This window comes from Citrobacter farmeri, assembly GCF_019048065.1.
GTDB lineage: Bacteria > Pseudomonadota > Gammaproteobacteria > Enterobacterales > Enterobacteriaceae > Citrobacter_A > Citrobacter_A farmeri.
In genome coordinates this window covers 2,918,998-2,935,189 of record NZ_CP077291.1, presented here as the reverse complement: position 1 = coordinate 2,935,189, position 16,192 = coordinate 2,918,998, and the positions used below count along the sequence as shown (strand labels likewise).

Here is a 16,192-nt window from a genome sequence, read left to right as displayed (position 1 = left end):
AAATGATTTATGCGGAATAGAAAATCTGAAAATTGCATAAAAAGACGATGGCAGGGGAAACGTTTGCTTTTTATTGCCGCAGGTCAATTCCCTTTTTGACCAACATCGCCCATAATACGCCCCCGGTTTGCACACCGGGAATCCAGGAGAGTTCATGTACTACCCCTTCGTTCGTAAAGCCCTTTTCCAGCTCGACCCTGAGCGCGCTCATGAATTAACATTTCAGCAATTACGCCGTGTGACGGGAACGCCGTTAGAAGCGCTGATCCGCCAGAAAGTGCCGGCGAAACCGGTCACCTGTATGGGATTAACCTTTAAAAATCCGCTCGGTCTGGCTGCCGGTCTGGACAAGGACGGGGAGTGTATTGATGCCCTGGGCGCGATGGGATTTGGTTCGATCGAGATAGGCACTGTGACCCCGCGTCCGCAGCCTGGCAACGATAAGCCAAGACTGTTCCGTCTCGTCGATGCCGAAGGTTTGATCAACCGCATGGGTTTTAATAACCACGGCGTTGATAACCTGGTGGAGAACGTTAAAAAGGCCCATTATGATGGGGTGCTTGGGATTAATATCGGCAAAAATAAGGATACCCCAGTTGAGCAGGGTAAAGATGACTATCTGATTTGTATGGAAAAAATCTATGCTTATGCCGGTTATATTGCCATTAATATCTCCTCTCCAAATACGCCAGGGTTACGTTCGCTGCAATATGGCGATGCGCTGGATGATTTGCTGAGTGCAATTAAAAATAAACAAAACGATCTGCAAACGATCCATCAGAAATATGTTCCGATCGCAGTAAAGATCGCACCGGATCTTTCTGAGGAAGAACTGATCCAGGTTGCCGATAGTTTAGTCCGGCATAATATTGATGGTGTCATTGCCACCAATACGACACTCGATCGTTCCCTTGTTCAGGGAATGAAAAATTGCGATCAAATGGGTGGCTTAAGCGGTCGTCCGTTACAATTAAAAAGTACAGAAATTATCCGTCGACTGTCTCAGGAATTAAAAGGTCAGTTGCCTATTATTGGCGTCGGCGGTATCGACTCAGTGATTGCCGCACGCGAGAAGATGGCTGCTGGCGCGTCGCTGGTTCAGATTTATTCTGGTTTTATTTTTAAAGGCCCGCCACTGATTAAAGAAATCGTTACCCATATTTGATTTTTTCTTTCTCTTTATCAGAATATCAGACAACCAGGGGTTTATTTCCTCCCCTGGTTGTTTTATATTCTTTCACTGTTGCTAATTTAAACATTTTAAGCTTTGCTTATTAAGGTAATAAACGAAGCGGCAAAAAAGGACAATTTTGCAACGGGTGATGGAGAGGGGAGAGAAAACAATGCGAATTAAACCTGACGATAACTGGCGTTGGTATTATGACGAAGAGCATGACCGAATGATGCTCGATTTAGCCAATGGCATGTTATTTCGCTCGCGTTTTGCCCGTAAAATGCTCACCCCGGATGCATTCTCACCATCCGGCTTTTGCGTGGATGATGCCGCGCTGTACTTCTCCTTTGAAGAAAAGTGTCGCGAACTTGAACTCTCTAAAGAACAGAAAGCAGAACTGGTGCTTAATGCGCTGGTAGCCATTCGTTACCTGAAACCGCAGATGCCGAAAAGTTGGCACTTTGTCGCGCACGGCGAAAACTGGTCACCTGGAACCGGCGATGCGGCCTGTGTCTGGCTGAGTGATACCCAGGAACAAATCAATCTGTTAGTGGTAGAGCCTGGCGAGAATGCGGCATTGTGTTTGCTGGCGCAGCCTGGCGTGGTCGTGGCCGGGCGAACCATGCAGCTTGGTGATGCGATTAAAGTTATGAATGACCGGCTGAAGCCGCAGTTTCGACCACACAGCTTCAGCCTGGAGCAGGCGGTTTAGAGCGCCAGTTTCAGCGCGGTTTTTGGCACACAGCTACAGCTGAGGATGGTGCCGTCATCACCTGATGCTGATTTTTTTAGTGGGTTCACTTCGCCTTCCAGCAGTTTGATTCGGCAGCAGCCGCAAATTCCCGCCCGACATGAATAGGGAACCCGGATCCCCTGGTTTTCCAGTTGCTCAAGCAATACCTGTTGATTATTCCCCTGAAACGCCTGCCCCTGCCAGTCGATGGTAACGGTCCTGTCAGGCTGTTGCACGGCGTCAATGGTATCATCCTGAGCGGCCGCGCCGTACACCCGGGCTGGGCCGGTCGATAAAATTTCAACGTCATCGCCGACGCGAATCACTCCGCTGTTACGGGCGATCAGGTTTAACCCGAAATCGACATCGCCGTTGTCCGGTGCGGTACGGAAAGTCTGCAGCGTCGCGAGCGGTTCGCCGGAGGGGTGTTTTTGCCCTTTTTCCGGACTGACTGTCGTAAAAATACAGCGGCTGCACGGCTTTGCCACATCAAAAATCACCTCGCCAATGCGGATCACCTTCCAGTGGTCTTCTTCCCATGCGGCGGCACCGGATACCACGATATTCGGGCGGAACTGTTCAACCTGCACACCTGCCGGGCAGCGCTGCTGTAAATCGCGCAGCGAGGCGTCATTTACCAGCAGGTATGGAAAACCGTCCGCAAAGGAGAGCGGTACGCCCGCGTGACGTTTGACCCGGCGGGTCAGCTGCGGCCCAACCCAACGGAGTTGCACGCTGCGTGAAAAGAAGCCGCTTAGCCACTGATTGATGGCATCGGGAGCGATCCGCGCGGTGAAATGGTTACCCCAAACTTCCGTTGGCGCGTCCTGGGCGGCGAAATCAGTAAACCGTACCCGTGCGCTGCTGCCGTCAGGCGCGGTCAAATGCAGACCGTCATGCAGGGGAGAGGGCGTAAAACGCACCATTTGCGGAAACTGACGAGCCGTGATGAAGGTGCCATCGGCTTCGGTGATCATAAAAATACGATCGAAAGCCAGACCGCTGACGTCTGCCAGAGCGTGGGTGAGCCCAATGCCGCGCATGGATTTGACGGGGTGGATGAAAAGTCTGGATAACGTCAACACTGTACAGCCCCTCAAAAGAAATAAGCCCTCAACTTTATGACATAGCGCCCATATTAGCTATAATGCGCAGCAATTTTCTTCGAGTATAAGTGACGATATGAATTCTTTGTTTGCCAGTACGGCCCGTGGGCTGGAAGAGCTGTTAAAAACTGAACTGGAAAGCTTCGGCGCCGTGGAGTGCCAGGTGGTTCAGGGTGGGGTCCATTTCCAGGGCGACACCCGGCTTGTTTACCAGAGCCTGATGTGGAGTCGCCTGGCCTCGCGCATTATTTTACCTTTGAGTGAGTGCAAAGTTTACAGTGACTTAGACCTTTACCTTGGTGTGCAGGCGATTGACTGGACGACGATGTTTAATCCGGGAGCGACCTTTGCGGTCCACTTCAGTGGGCTGAATGACACCATTCGCAACAGCCAGTACGGCGCGATGAAAGTTAAAGATGCGATTGTCGATGCCTTCACGCGTAAAAATCTGCCGCGCCCGAATGTCGATCGTGAATCGCCGGACATTCGCGTCAACGTCTGGCTGAATAAAGACACGGCCAGCATTGCGCTGGATTTAAGCGGTGATGGCCTGCATCTGCGCGGTTACCGCGATCGCACTGGTCTGGCGCCGATCAAAGAGACGCTGGCGGCAGCGATTGTGATGCGATCCGGCTGGCAACCGGGGACGCCGCTGCTCGACCCAATGTGTGGTTCTGGCACGCTGCTGATTGAAGCGGCCATGTGGGCGACCGACCGCGCACCGGGTTTACACCGTGGTCGTTGGGGCTTCAGCGGCTGGGCGCAACATGATGACGCTATCTGGCAGGACGTGAAGGCAGAAGCTCAAACCCGTGCCCGTAAGGGGCTGGCTGAGTACACTGCGCATTTTTATGGTTCTGACAGCGATGCCCGCGTGATTGAACGCGCGCGCAGTAACGCCCGCCGCGCGGGTATTGGCGAGCTGATCACCTTTGAAGTGAAAGATGTGGCGAAGCTGAGCAATCCGCTGCCGAAAGGCCCTTACGGGACAGTGATCAGCAACCCGCCTTATGGTGAACGTCTGGACAGTGAGCCAGCGCTGATTGCGCTGCACAGTCTGCTGGGACGCACCATGAAGAACCAGTTCGGCGGCTGGAACCTCTCTTTGTTCAGCGCGTCACCGGATCTGCTGAGCAGCCTGCAACTGCGAGCAGACAAGCAATTCAAAGCGAAAAACGGTCCGCTGGACTGCGTGCAGAAGAACTATCATGTAGCTGAAAGTACGCCGGACAGTAAGCCTGCGACGGTGGCGGAAGACTACGCCAACCGCCTGCGCAAAAACATCAAGAAGCTGGAAAAATGGGCGCGCCAGGAAGGAATTGAATGTTATCGCCTGTATGATGCCGATTTACCGGAATACAACGTCGCCGTGGATCGCTATGCCGACTGGGTGGTGATTCAGGAGTACGCCCCGCCGAAAACCATTGATGCACAGAAAGCGCGTCAGCGGCTGTTTGACATTATTGCCGCCACCCTGTCGGTGCTGGAGATTGCACCGAACAAACTGGTGCTGAAAACCCGTGAACGGCAGAAAGGGAAAAACCAGTATCAGAAGATGAACGAGAAGGGGGAATTCATCGAGGTTGGCGAATACAACGCACGCCTGTGGGTGAACCTGACCGATTACCTGGATACCGGGCTGTTCCTCGATCACCGTATTGCACGACGGATGCTGGGACAGATGAGCAACGGGAAAGACTTCCTCAACCTGTTCTCCTACACCGGCAGCGCCAGCGTGCACGCGGGTTTAGGCGGTGCGCGTAGCACGACAACGGTTGACATGTCGCGTACTTATCTTGAGTGGGCAGAACGTAACCTGCGCCTGAATGGCTTGAGCGGAAGAGCGCATCGACTGATTCAGGCGGACTGTCTGGCCTGGTTGCGTGAAGCCAATGAACAGTTCGATCTGATTTTTATCGATCCCCCGACGTTCTCCAACTCGAAACGCATGGAGGACGCCTTTGACGTCCAGCGCGATCATCTGGCGCTGATGAAAGATCTGAAACGTCTGCTGCGTAAAGGCGGCACGATCATGTTCTCCAACAATAAACGCGGATTCCGTATGGATCTTGACGGCCTGGCGGCGCTGGGACTGAAAGCACAAGAAATTACCCAAAAAACGCTTTCCCAGGACTTTGCCCGTAACCGTCAAATCCACAACTGCTGGCTGATTACCGCCGCCTGAAAGGATAAATGAATGTCATTAATCAGTATGCATGGCGCATGGCTGTCGTTCAGCGACGCGCCGCTTCTCGATAATGCAGAACTGCATATCGAAGATAACGAACGCGTCTGTCTGGTGGGCCGTAACGGCGCCGGAAAATCAACGCTGATGAAGATCCTCAATCGTGAGCAGGGTCTGGACGATGGGCGTATTATTTATGAGCAGGATCTGATCGTTGCGCGTTTGCAGCAGGATCCACCGCGCAATGTGGAAGGCTCCGTTTACGATTTTGTGGCGGAAGGCATTGAAGAGCAGGCGGAATATCTCAAGCGTTACCACGATATTTCACGCCTGGTGATGACCGAGCCGAGCGACAGAAATCTGAATGAGCTGGCGAAGGTGCAGGAGCAGCTCGATCACCACAATCTGTGGCAACTGGAAAACCGAATCAATGAAGTGTTGGCGCAGTTAGGGCTTGATCCTAACGCGGCGCTTTCGTCGCTGTCCGGTGGCTGGCTGCGTAAAGCGGCGCTGGGGCGCGCGCTGGTCAGTAATCCGCGTGTTCTGCTGCTGGATGAACCGACCAACCACCTTGATATTGAAACCATTGACTGGTTAGAGGGATTCCTGAAATCGTTCAATGGGACGATCATTTTTATCTCTCACGACCGTTCTTTTATCCGCAATATGGCTACCCGTATTGTCGATCTCGATCGTGGCAAGCTGGTGACCTATCCGGGGAATTACGATCAGTATCTGGTCGAGAAAGAAGAGGCGCTGCGTGTCGAAGAGCTGCAGAATGCCGAGTTCGATCGCAAGCTGGCACAAGAGGAAGTGTGGATCCGCCAGGGCATTAAAGCCCGTCGTACGCGTAATGAAGGTCGCGTGCGGGCGCTGAAAGCGATGCGTCGCGAACGTAGCGAACGCCGCGAGGTGATGGGCACGGCGAAGATGCAGGTCGAAGAGGCCACCCGCTCCGGTAAGATTGTCTTCGAGATGGAAAACGTGGATTACCAGGTCGATGGCAAACAACTGGTGAAAGATTTCTCTGCTCAGGTACAGCGCAGCGATAAAATTGCGCTGATCGGGCCTAACGGTTGCGGTAAAACCACGCTGCTTAAGCTGATGCTGGGCCAATTGCAGCCGGACAGCGGTCGTATCCACGTCGGAACAAAACTGGAAGTTGCCTATTTCGATCAGCACCGTGCCGAGCTGGATCCGGACAAGACGGTGATGGACAACCTCGCGGAAGGCAAACAGGAAGTGATGGTTAACGGTAAACCGCGTCATGTGCTCGGTTATCTGCAGGACTTCCTGTTCCATCCGAAACGGGCGATGACCCCGGTGCGCGCATTGTCTGGCGGTGAGCGAAATCGTCTGCTGCTGGCGCGTCTTTTTCTGAAACCCAGCAATTTATTGATTCTCGATGAACCAACCAACGATCTCGACGTCGAAACGCTGGAACTGCTGGAAGAGCTGATTGATGGTTATCAGGGTACCGTGTTACTGGTGAGCCACGATCGTCAGTTCGTCGACAATACGGTGACCGAGTGCTGGATTTTTGAAGGTAACGGGAAGATCGGTCGCTATGTCGGTGGTTATCACGATGCGCGTGGCCAACAGGAACAACATCTGGCGTTTAAACAGCCGGTGGCGAAAAAAACTGAGGAAGTTGTTGCCCCGAAAGCAGAAATTGTAAAACGCGCCAGTAGCAAACTAAGCTATAAACTGCAGCGCGAACTGGAACAGTTACCGCAGTTGCTCGAAGAGCAGGAAGCGAAACTGGAAGCGTTGCAGGCGCAAGTTGCCGATGCTGCCTTTTTCAGTCAGCCTCACGAGCAGACGCAGCAGGTTTTGGCCGATCTGGCAAAAGCAGAACAGGAACTTGAGCAGGCCTTTGAGCGCTGGGAGTATCTTGAAGCGTTAAAGAATGGTGCATAATTAAGGAGCACACCATGTGCGAACATCATCATGCCGCAAAGCACATTTTGTGCTCGCAGTGTGACATGCTGGTGGCATTGCCCCATCTTGAGCATGGACAGAAAGCGGCATGTCCGAGATGTGGCACAACATTAACGGTGATGTGGGACGCGCCGAGACAGCGTCCCACCGCCTATGCGTTAGCCGCGCTGTTCATGCTGCTTTTATCTAATCTGTTCCCCTTTGTGAATATGAATGTTGCAGGGGTGAGCAGTGAAGTGACTTTGATGGAAATCCCCGGCGTTCTCTTTTCGGAAAATTACGCCAGTCTCGGCACTTTCTTTTTACTCTTTGTGCAACTGGTTCCCGCTTTTTGCCTGTTAACCATTCTACTGCTGGTGAATCGGGTACAAATGCCCGATCGACTCAAAGCCCAGCTGGCGCGAATTTTATTTCAGTTGAAGAGCTGGGGAATGGCGGAGATTTTCCTCGCTGGCGTACTGGTGAGTTTCGTTAAATTGATGGCGTACGGCGATATCGGCGTCGGCAGCAGTTTTATTCCCTGGTGCTTCTTTTGCATTCTGCAACTGCGCGCGTTTCAGTGCGTTGACCGTCGTTGGCTGTGGGATGACATCGCTCCCATGCCAGTGATTAAGCAACCTTTGACGCCTGGCGTTCCTGGCATCCGCCAGGGGTTGCGCTCCTGTTCCTGCTGCACGGCAATCCTGCCGGCGGATGAAAACCTTTGCCCGCGCTGTGAAACGAAAGGTTATGTGCGGCGCAGAAACAGCCTGCAATGGACGCTGGCATTACTGTTCACGTCTATCATGCTGTATCTGCCGGCCAATATTCTGCCGATCATGATCACCGATCTGCTGGGGTCAAAACTGCCTTCCACCATTCTTGAGGGAGTGGTTTTGATCTGGAGCGAAGGCTCTTATCCGGTAGCGGCGGTGATCTTTATCGCCAGTATCATGGTGCCAACGCTGAAAATGATCGCGATTGCCTGGCTGTGCTGGGATGCCAAAGGGCACGGCAAACGTGACAGTGAACGCATGCATTTGATTTATGAAGTGGTGGAGTTCGTTGGTCGTTGGTCAATGATTGATGTGTTTGTTATCGCCGTGCTCTCTGCGCTGGTGCGCATGGGAGGTTTGATGAATATTTATCCAGCAATGGGTGCATTGATGTTTGCTTTAGTCGTCATTATGACAATGTTTTCTGCGATGACATTTGATCCGCGTCTGTCGTGGGATCGTGAACCAGAACCAGACCATGAGGAGTCCTGACAACATGGAATCTAAAAGTGGGGAAGCCAAAATCCAGAAGGTAAAAAACTGGTCTCCTGTGTGGATTTTTCCCATCGTCACTGCGCTCATTGGGGCATGGGTTCTGTTCTATCACTACAGCCATCAGGGGCCAGAAGTGACCCTGATCACCACCAATGCCGAGGGCATTGAGGGTGGAAAAACCACCATTAAAAGCCGCAGTGTTGACGTGGGTGTGGTCGAAAGCGCCACGCTGACCGACGATCTGACGCACGTTGAAATCAAAGCGCGTCTGAACGCCGGTATGGAAAAACTGCTGCACAAAGACTCGGTATTCTGGGTGGTGAAGCCGCAGGTTGGACGCGAAGGGATCAGCGGCTTAGGCACGCTGCTTTCTGGTGCCTACATCGAACTGCAACCAGGAAATAAAGGCAACAGACTGGAAAATTATGATCTGTTGGATTCACCGCCGCTGGCACCGCCTGATGCGAAAGGGATCCGCGTGGTGCTCGACAGCAAAAAAGCCGGACAGTTGAGTCCGGGCGATCCGGTTCTGTTCCGTGGCTATCGCGTCGGATCGGTAGAAACCAGCACCTTTGATCCGCAAAAACGCAGCATCAGCTACCAACTGTTCATTAATGCGCCAAACGATCGTCTGGTCACCAGCAACGTTCGTTTCTGGAAAGACAGCGGGATTGCAGTCGATTTGACGTCCGCCGGGATGCGGGTAGAGATGGGATCGCTGACAACGTTGTTTGGCGGTGGCGTCAGCTTTGACGTGCCGGAAGGGCTTGAACAGGGTCAGCCGGTTGCCGAGAAGGCCGCCTTCAGTCTGTATGACGATCAGAAAAGTATTCAGGATTCGCTGTTCACTGAACATATCGATTACCTGATGTTCTTCAAAGATTCGATCCGGGGTCTGCAACCCGGCGCACCGCTGGAGTTCCGCGGTATTCGTCTGGGGACGGTGAGTAAAGTGCCGTTCTTTGCGCCGAATATGCGTCAGGTGTTTAACAACGATTACCGTATTCCTGTGCTGGTCCGTATTGAACCCGAACGATTGAAAGCGCAACTGGGGGAAGATACAGACGTGGGGGCTCATCTGGCCGAACTGTTGAAACGGGGCTTACGCGGCTCGCTGAAAACCGGGAATCTGGTGACCGGGGCGCTGTATGTCGATCTGGACTTCTATCCAAAAGAGCCGCCAATTACCGGTATTCGCGAGTTTAATGGCTATCAGATCATTCCGACGGTGAGTGGAGGTCTGGCGCAAATTCAGCAGCGACTGATGGAAGCGCTGGATAAGATCAACAATCTGCCGTTGAACCCGATGATCGAGCAGGCTACCAATACGTTGAGTGAAAGCCAGCGCACGATGAAGCATCTGCAAACGACGCTGGATAACATGAACAAGATTACCTCCAGTCAGTCGATGCAACAGTTGCCGGCGGATATGCAGAACACGCTGCGTGAACTGAACCGCAGCATGCAGGGCTTCCAGCCAGGCTCCGCCGCCTACAACAAGATGGTGGCCGATATGCAACGTCTTGATCAGGTGCTCCGCGAATTACAGCCGGTATTGAAAACGCTGAATGATAAGAGCAATGCGCTGGTGTTTGAAGCGAAGGACAAGAAAGATCCAGAGCCGAAGAGGGCGAAACAATGAAAAAGTGGCTAGTAGTGGCGATGGCGTTCTGGCTGACGTCATGCAGCTCCAGCGGAGACAACAAGAGTTATTACCAGCTTCCTGTTGCGCAGGGCGGTGTGCAAAGTACCGCAAGCCAGGGCAATCGTCTGCTGTGGGTCGAGCAGGTTTCGGTGCCAGATTACCTGGCTGGCAATGGCGTGGTCTATCAGACCAGCGATGTGCAGTACGTGATCGCCAATAACAATTTATGGGCCAGTCCGCTGGATCAGCAGCTACGTAATACGCTGGTCGCCAATCTGAGTGCACAACTACCGGGTTGGGTGGTGGCATCTCAACCGTTAGGTAGCGTGCAGGATACGCTCAACGTAACGGTAACCGGCTTCCATGGTCGCTACGATGGCAAAGTGGTGGTCAGCGGTGAATGGCTGCTTAACCATCAGGGACGTCTTATTAAGCGCCCGTTCCACATTGAAGCCGTTCAGACCCAGGATGGCTACGATGAGATGGTGAAAGTGCTGGCGACCGTCTGGCGTCAGGAAGCAGCAGCGATCGCCCAGGAGCTGAAACGCATTCCATAATTTAAATTTTTGTAAATAAAACCGTCTCAGACAGCGCGTTTGGGGCGGTTTTTTTTTACCGTCGGGATGACTCAGGAACTTGTTCCGGCTCACATTTTTTGTACAACTGAGTTTTTCGCTAGCTCACAAATATGACACCCGTGTGAATTTTGCACATTGACGACACCGGGGATTCGCGGTATTCGTTTAGTGTGATTGCACACTTCGTAATCACTGTTATCTTTTCCACCAGATATAAGTATGAGGGAAACGAGGCATGAAGAGACAAAAACGAGATCGCCTGGAACGGGCACATCAACGTGGTTATCAGGCCGGTATTGCCGGACGTTCGAAAGAAATGTGTCCCTATCAGACGCTGAATCAGAGATCGTATTGGCTGGGAGGCTGGCGAGAAGCCATGGCTGACAGGGTGGTAATGGCCTGATTCTGTCTCTTTAAAAAAGAAACCTCCGCAGTGCGGAGGTTTCGCCTTTTATAACCTGCGATAAACGGCACTGTCTCGCCATTCACCGGGTCAGGCATCAGAACGCGGAGGTGTCCTGGAACAGACCGACTTTCAGATCGTTTGCGGTATAAATCAGACGACCATCAACCAGTACTTCACCATCCGCCAGGCCCATAATCAGGCGGCGATTCACGATACGCTTGAAGTGGATACGGTAGGTTACTTTCTTCGCAGAAGGCAGTACCTGACCCGTGAACTTCACTTCGCCTACGCCCAGAGCGCGGCCTTTGCCTTCGCCACCGAGCCAGCCGAGGTAGAATCCAACCAACTGCCACATGGCGTCCAGCCCCAGACAACCCGGCATGACCGGATCGCCAATGAAGTGGCATCCGAAGAACCAAAGATCCGGATTAATATCCAGCTCTGCCTCAACATACCCTTTGTCGAAGTTACCGCCCGTTTCGGTCATCTTGACGACACGGTCCATCATCAGCATGCTCGGTGCAGGCAACTGTGGGCCTTTCGCACCAAACAGCTCACCGCGACCAGAGGCAAGAAGGTCTTCTTTTGTATAGGATTCGCGTTTATCTACCATGTTCTCTGTAAGCCTTATTTTATTGAAGCACGCAGGATAGCTAACACGTGTACGCTGAACAAGTCCGATCAGTTAGGAAGGATCCCGTTCAGCCAGCGCAGCGGCCATGGAAAACGGTGACGTCCTTCCTGTTGCGTCGCCTGGGCGATACGCTCCTGGATAGTCTGCATCAACGTTGTCTGACCTTCACCGTCCCACACCAGATTTAACAACAGCGGCAGCGCATCGGTAACGTCATCCACCGCCCAGATAGTGAATTTCTCTTCTTCAACAGCCTGCAATAGCGCAGGTTGCAGGCTAAGATGCCGGACATTGGAAGAAGGGATGATAACCCCTTGCTTACCCGTCAGTTCGCGCTGTTGGCAAATCGCGAAGAAACCCTCAATTTTTTCATTTAAGCCGCCAACCGGTTGGGCGCGTCCGAACTGATCGACCGAACCGGTAATGGCAATGCTCTGATTCACTGGCACATCAGACAGGGCGCTTATCAGTGCGCACAGCTCTGCCATAGAAGCACTGTCGCCGTCGACTTCACTGTATGATTGTTCAAACGTCAGCGAGGCCGAGAAGGGGAGTTGTTGCTCGAGCTGGAGTTCCGACATCAGGAACGCCTGCATGATCATCATCCCTTTGGCATGAATATTACCGCCAAGTTCGGCTTTTCGCTCAATATCCGTGAACTCACCATCGCCGATGTGAACGACGCAACTGATACGTGAAGGTTCACCGAAGGCGCGTGGGTGGCCCGGAAATTCAATCACCGACAGGGCGTTGATCTGACCGACTCGTTCCCCCTCCGTTTCGATCAAAATCTGTTCCTGGAGGATCTCATCCTGCATACGTTCAGCCAGGAATCCTTCACGCCACTCTCTCTGGGCAAGCATCAGGCCGAGTTGTTCACCGGTGCAAGTTTCGCTTTCGCACAGCGGCGCGACTTCTGTGAACTGTCTGATTATCCACAGCGGATTGAGCGGTAACGTATCCTGTTCGCCGGTATAACGCACCGCTTCGCGAACCAGCACTTCCCAGGCGTCGGCCGCCGGGTACGGTAACTGATTACGTTTCGCAGTCCACGTTACCCACTGGCACCACTGCGTCATGGATTCTGCATCCACAATTTGCAGATTATCTTCGAATTCGCTATAGATCGCCTGTTCAGCCAGCTCAGGTTCCATCTCCTGGAAATCCGCCAGTGACTCGCGCTCACCGACTAGCAGCACCTTCAGTTTAAGCGGCATAGACGGCACGGAAACCGGCAGCGGGCGGGACTCATCAAAGGCTACCCAGTCAAAGCGCTCGCGGCTGACGATGGCTTTCAGACGCATCCACAACAGCGGCTGCGCAAGCAGGGTGCGCAGGGAGATAACCAGCACGCCACCATTGGCCTGGTGAACCAGTCCTGGTTGCAGCGTGATGTCGCCATTGAATTGACGCAGACAGCCAAACAGCTGCTCTGCCTCAACCCAGTCGGCAATCACCACCTGAGATAAGGTGGCAAAATTGTCTTCAGCCCGCTCAGCGCTACGATAGTGAATCGTGTGACCCGAAACCTCGTAGTGGCCGCCCGTCAGGCGATCGGCATCGTGCTGTAAGGCACGTGCGGCATCGGCAAGAAGATTAAGATACTCAAGCTCTTCTGGCGCTTTGGCCAGCATGAAAGGGGATGAGGCTCTGGGTTGTAACAATTGCTCCAGGGCAAATTGTAAGCGTGGTTGAGTATCACTCAGTAATGTGTCGTTTTCTTCAGTGACATGTGGCTGTGCAAAAATCTCCTGATAGCTATTGGTATCAGGGACAAGATCACGCCATGCAAGTTTCGTAATGGTCAAAGTTGATGTTTTATAGTCTGTTGTAAAAGACGCGATTATAGCGTAACCGTCCGCGCTTCACACGTGGAAAGCGACGGTAAACGCACAGGAGCGTGCAGAGTGGCTCACAGCCTGAAGATTCTTTTCTTCAGAAGCTGAAAAAGCTGATATTCTGATAGGAGTGACACGGTAACATTGAGATCGCCATGAAATATCAACAACTTGAGAATCTTGAAAGCGGTTGGAAGTGGAAGTACCTGGTGAAGAAGCACCGCGAAGGGGAATTAATTACCCGTTACGTGGAGGCCAGTGCCGCCCAGGAGGCCGTGGATTTGTTGCTTACGCTGGAAAATGAACCGGTGCGGGTCAATATCTGGATTGATGAACATATGAATCCCGCGCTACAAAACCGAATGAAGCAGACAATACGTGCGCGGCGTAAACGCCATTTCAATGCTGAACATCAGCACACGCGAAAGAAATCGATCGATCTGGAATTTATCGTTTGGCAGCGACTGGCAGGGCTGGCGCAGCGGCGTGGCAAAACGTTATCAGAGACCGTGGTCCAGTTGATTGAAGATGCGGAAAATAAAGAGAAGTATGCCAACAAGATGTCGTCGTTGAAGCAAGACCTGCAGGCGTTGTTGGGCAAAGAGTAATCCGCGACGTTACAACCATTCCATTGTGCAGATAACAGACGAAAAAAAACCCCGCTCTGCGGGGTTTTTTATTAGACGGAAACTTAAGCCTGCGGCTGAGTTACAACGTCTTTGACACCTTTAACTTCGATCTCAACGCGACGATCCGGGGCCAGGCAGTCGATCAGTGCAGCGCGAGCTTTCACGTTGTCACAGGTGTTGCCAGTAACCGGGTTGGATTCGCCCATACCACGTGCGGAGATTTTGTCAGCCGGGATACCTTTAGAGATCAGGTAATCAACAACAGACTGAGCACGTTTCTCAGACAGACCCTGGTTGTAAGCGTCAGAACCGATGCGGTCAGTGAAGCCCAGAACCACTACGGAACCGTCTTTCGGATCCAGGTTGCTCAGCTGGCTGTACATCTGATCCAGAGCCTGCTGGCCTTCTGGTTTCAGAGTCGCTTTGTTGAAGTTGAACAGAACGTCAGACTTCAGAGTGAAGTGTTTGGTCTGTACTTCTGGAGCCGGAGCCGGAGCCGGAGCTACGATCGGAGCAGCTTGTTCCTGCTGACCGAAACGGTAAGAAACACCTACGCTCAGCAGACCGTTGTCCGGACGAGTACCGATGGTGTTAGCGTCACCGATGTTGTTGGTCCACTGGTATTCCAGACGGGTAGCGATTTCAGGAGTAATTGCGTACTCAACACCACCTGCGAATACTGGGGATACGCCAGTGTCGTGATCTTTGGTAGATGCGCCACCCGGTACGTTAGACTTGGTGTCTGCACGCCATACCATACCACCCAGACGAGTGTAGATGTCCAGATCGTCAGTGATTGGGTAACCCAGTTTAGCGGTCAGCTGAACGCCCTGAGCTTTGTAAGCACCGTTGATGTTGTCACCTTTGTACGGCATACGACCTAACCAGTCGTAACCCATTTCAAAGCCAACATACGGGTTAACCTGGTAACCACCGAACGCGCCAGCACCCAGTTGGTTTTCGTGGGTCGGACCGTTGTTGTTGATGAAACCAGTGTCATGGTACTGGGACCAGCCCAGTTTAGCACCAGTGTACCAGGTGTTATCTTTCGGAGCGGCCTGCGCTACGGTAGCGAAACCAGCCAGTGCCACTGCAATCGCGATAGCTGTCTTTTTCATTTTTTGCGCCTCGTTATCATCCAAAATACGCCATGAATATCTCCAACGAGATAACACGGTTAAATCCATCACCGGGGGACTTGCTCAATAGTTACTCTACCGATATCTGCGGCTTATGCCGAGCACCCCTGGCGATGTAAAGTCTACAACGTAGTTGAAAACTTACAAGTGTGAACTCTGTCAGGCATATGAAAAAAAAAAGCTTGTATACATAATATTTAACATTTTGTGCATCAAAATTTTCCCACCGATTTCGCTGGAACCGCGTCTGCCAAGCGTTCACAGAAAAAATGCGTTAGTCCTCAATGCGAAGGTCCTGGGTGGAAAAAAAATTCCAGGATAAATCCTAATTTCACTCAATGATACAAATTTGAGTGAATTTTTAGCCCGGTTTGCTGTCTCGTGGCATGAGTGTGTGCATTCACAGGGCGCATGATAAATCCCATGGCATTTCCCTCATCCGCAGCCTTGACCAATTCAGCATGTTCTTCTTCTGTTAACTCTTCTGCCAGCCAGCCAATTACCACGCTGTAATTGCCCGTGCGTAATGCACGAATCATCGATTCCAGCGTATGACAGGGGGACAATTGGTTAATTTGCATCACTTTGGTCAGCGGCAGGCCAGCAGACTGAACCCACTCACGGCTCAGCTTTTGCTGTGGCGTCAGCCAGAGCTGCCAGCGCGATTGCTGACCTAACTGCTGAAGAAGCGGTAACAGCAGTAACTGCGTCATCATGGGCTGGTCTTCGCGGTAGACCACTTCGCTGATAAGCCCAGTGGACACTTTCTCAGAAGAGACGCGCGCCAACGTGTTCGATGTGGAAGAAAATGACGGAGAACGATTTGCGTAGCCTGAAGTGTACATAATCAATCCAGCCCTGTGAGTTACTGTATGGATGTACAGTAACCCTGATGTCGTGAAAGATCAACCTTATTTTCGGAAACAGACTCGCA

At 52.3% G+C, this 16,192-nt stretch carries 14 protein-coding genes; 9 read left to right on the top strand and 5 right to left on the bottom strand.

The window, feature by feature from the left end; translation table 11 throughout:
• The first annotated feature begins 154 nt into the window (after nt 1–154).
• Both pyrD and zapC read left to right on the top strand, forming a co-directional pair.
• Entirely contained in the window at nt 155–1,165 is a 1,011-nt protein-coding gene (gene pyrD, locus I6L53_RS13875; protein ID WP_042320016.1) for a quinone-dependent dihydroorotate dehydrogenase, read from the top strand.
• A gap of 178 nt (nt 1,166–1,343) precedes the next feature.
• Complete coding sequence (zapC, locus tag I6L53_RS13870; RefSeq protein WP_042320015.1) at nt 1,344–1,886, top strand: cell division protein ZapC; 543 nt, start codon at nt 1,344–1,346, stop codon at nt 1,884–1,886.
• Here the strand turns inward: zapC and I6L53_RS13865 are convergent.
• Nucleotides 1,883–2,992: a YcbX family protein gene (locus I6L53_RS13865; protein ID WP_042320014.1), complete on the bottom strand. Its 1,110-nt coding sequence runs from the start codon at nt 2,990–2,992 to the stop codon at nt 1,883–1,885. The genes zapC and I6L53_RS13865 overlap by 4 nt on opposite strands.
• A 97-nt stretch (nt 2,993–3,089) precedes the next feature.
• Here I6L53_RS13865 and rlmKL point away from each other — a divergent pair, with 97 nt between their 5' ends.
• The 6 genes from rlmKL (at nt 3,090) to rmf (ending at nt 11,015) form a co-directional block, all read left to right on the top strand.
• Nucleotides 3,090–5,198, top strand: a complete 2,109-nt coding sequence (rlmKL, locus tag I6L53_RS13860) for a bifunctional 23S rRNA (guanine(2069)-N(7))-methyltransferase RlmK/23S rRNA (guanine(2445)-N(2))-methyltransferase RlmL (protein ID WP_042320013.1) — start codon at nt 3,090–3,092, stop codon at nt 5,196–5,198.
• A gap of 12 nt (nt 5,199–5,210) precedes the next feature.
• Entirely contained in the window at nt 5,211–7,118 is a 1,908-nt protein-coding gene (locus I6L53_RS13855; protein ID WP_042320011.1) for an ABC transporter ATP-binding protein, read from the top strand.
• Nucleotides 7,119–7,132: 14 nt separating this feature from the next.
• The gene (gene pqiA, locus I6L53_RS13850) at nt 7,133–8,386 is read left to right on the top strand and encodes a membrane integrity-associated transporter subunit PqiA (protein ID WP_042320007.1); all 1,254 of its coding nucleotides are present in this window, start codon (nt 7,133–7,135) and stop codon (nt 8,384–8,386) included.
• 4 nt (nt 8,387–8,390) lie between these two features.
• Nucleotides 8,391–10,031: an intermembrane transport protein PqiB gene (gene pqiB / locus I6L53_RS13845; protein ID WP_042320004.1), complete on the top strand. Its 1,641-nt coding sequence runs from the start codon at nt 8,391–8,393 to the stop codon at nt 10,029–10,031.
• A complete protein-coding gene (pqiC, locus tag I6L53_RS13840; protein ID WP_042320003.1) occupies nt 10,028–10,591 on the top strand; it encodes a membrane integrity-associated transporter subunit PqiC in 564 nt (187 codons plus the stop codon). Before pqiB ends, pqiC begins: the two co-directional genes overlap by 4 nt.
• 256 nt (nt 10,592–10,847) lie before the next feature.
• Entirely contained in the window at nt 10,848–11,015 is a 168-nt protein-coding gene (gene rmf / locus I6L53_RS13835; protein ID WP_042320000.1) for a ribosome modulation factor, read from the top strand.
• A 97-nt stretch (nt 11,016–11,112) separates the two neighbouring features.
• Here the strand turns inward: rmf and fabA are convergent, their stop codons facing one another.
• On the bottom strand, nt 11,113–11,631 hold the full coding sequence (gene fabA, locus I6L53_RS13830) for a bifunctional 3-hydroxydecanoyl-ACP dehydratase/trans-2-decenoyl-ACP isomerase (RefSeq protein WP_042319996.1): 519 nt from the start codon (nt 11,629–11,631) through the stop codon (nt 11,113–11,115).
• A gap of 68 nt (nt 11,632–11,699) precedes the next feature.
• Nucleotides 11,700–13,460: an AAA family ATPase gene (locus tag I6L53_RS13825; RefSeq protein WP_042319993.1), complete on the bottom strand. Its 1,761-nt coding sequence runs from the start codon at nt 13,458–13,460 to the stop codon at nt 11,700–11,702.
• Nucleotides 13,461–13,645: 185 nt separating this feature from the next.
• On the opposite strand from I6L53_RS13825, the gene matP reads away from it, so the two are divergent.
• Nucleotides 13,646–14,098, top strand: a complete 453-nt coding sequence (gene matP, locus I6L53_RS13820; RefSeq protein ID WP_042319990.1) for a macrodomain Ter protein MatP — start codon at nt 13,646–13,648, stop codon at nt 14,096–14,098.
• A gap of 83 nt (nt 14,099–14,181) precedes the next feature.
• Here matP and ompA read toward each other — a convergent pair whose 3' ends face one another.
• The gene (ompA, locus tag I6L53_RS13815) at nt 14,182–15,237 is read right to left on the bottom strand and encodes a porin OmpA (RefSeq protein WP_042319987.1); all 1,056 of its coding nucleotides are present in this window, start codon (nt 15,235–15,237) and stop codon (nt 14,182–14,184) included.
• Between the two features lie 356 nt (nt 15,238–15,593).
• Nucleotides 15,594–16,103 carry an SOS-induced cell division inhibitor SulA gene (gene sulA / locus I6L53_RS13810; protein WP_042319986.1) on the bottom strand — a complete coding sequence of 170 codons (510 nt, stop codon included), beginning with the start codon at nt 16,101–16,103 and terminating at the stop codon, nt 15,594–15,596.
• Nucleotides 16,104–16,192: the final 89 nt, after the last annotated feature.

Bases quoted from the DNA above. Each gene is read 5' to 3' on its own strand.
- pyrD (WP_042320016.1), top strand. From the start codon at position 155: ATGTACTACCCCTTCGTTCGTAAAGCCCTTTTCCAGCTCGACCCTGAG.
- zapC (WP_042320015.1), top strand. From the start codon at position 1,344: ATGCGAATTAAACCTGACGATAACTGGCGTTGGTATTATGACGAAGAG.
- rlmKL (WP_042320013.1), top strand. From the start codon at position 3,090: ATGAATTCTTTGTTTGCCAGTACGGCCCGTGGGCTGGAAGAGCTGTTA.
- I6L53_RS13855 (WP_042320011.1), top strand. From the start codon at position 5,211: ATGTCATTAATCAGTATGCATGGCGCATGGCTGTCGTTCAGCGACGCG.
- pqiA (WP_042320007.1), top strand. From the start codon at position 7,133: ATGTGCGAACATCATCATGCCGCAAAGCACATTTTGTGCTCGCAGTGT.
- pqiB (WP_042320004.1), top strand. From the start codon at position 8,391: ATGGAATCTAAAAGTGGGGAAGCCAAAATCCAGAAGGTAAAAAACTGG.
- pqiC (WP_042320003.1), top strand. From the start codon at position 10,028: ATGAAAAAGTGGCTAGTAGTGGCGATGGCGTTCTGGCTGACGTCATGC.
- rmf (WP_042320000.1), top strand. From the start codon at position 10,848: ATGAAGAGACAAAAACGAGATCGCCTGGAACGGGCACATCAACGTGGT.
- fabA (WP_042319996.1), bottom strand. From the start codon at position 11,631: ATGGTAGATAAACGCGAATCCTATACAAAAGAAGACCTTCTTGCCTCT.
- matP (WP_042319990.1), top strand. From the start codon at position 13,646: ATGAAATATCAACAACTTGAGAATCTTGAAAGCGGTTGGAAGTGGAAG.
- ompA (WP_042319987.1), bottom strand. From the start codon at position 15,237: ATGAAAAAGACAGCTATCGCGATTGCAGTGGCACTGGCTGGTTTCGCT.
- sulA (WP_042319986.1), bottom strand. From the start codon at position 16,103: ATGTACACTTCAGGCTACGCAAATCGTTCTCCGTCATTTTCTTCCACA.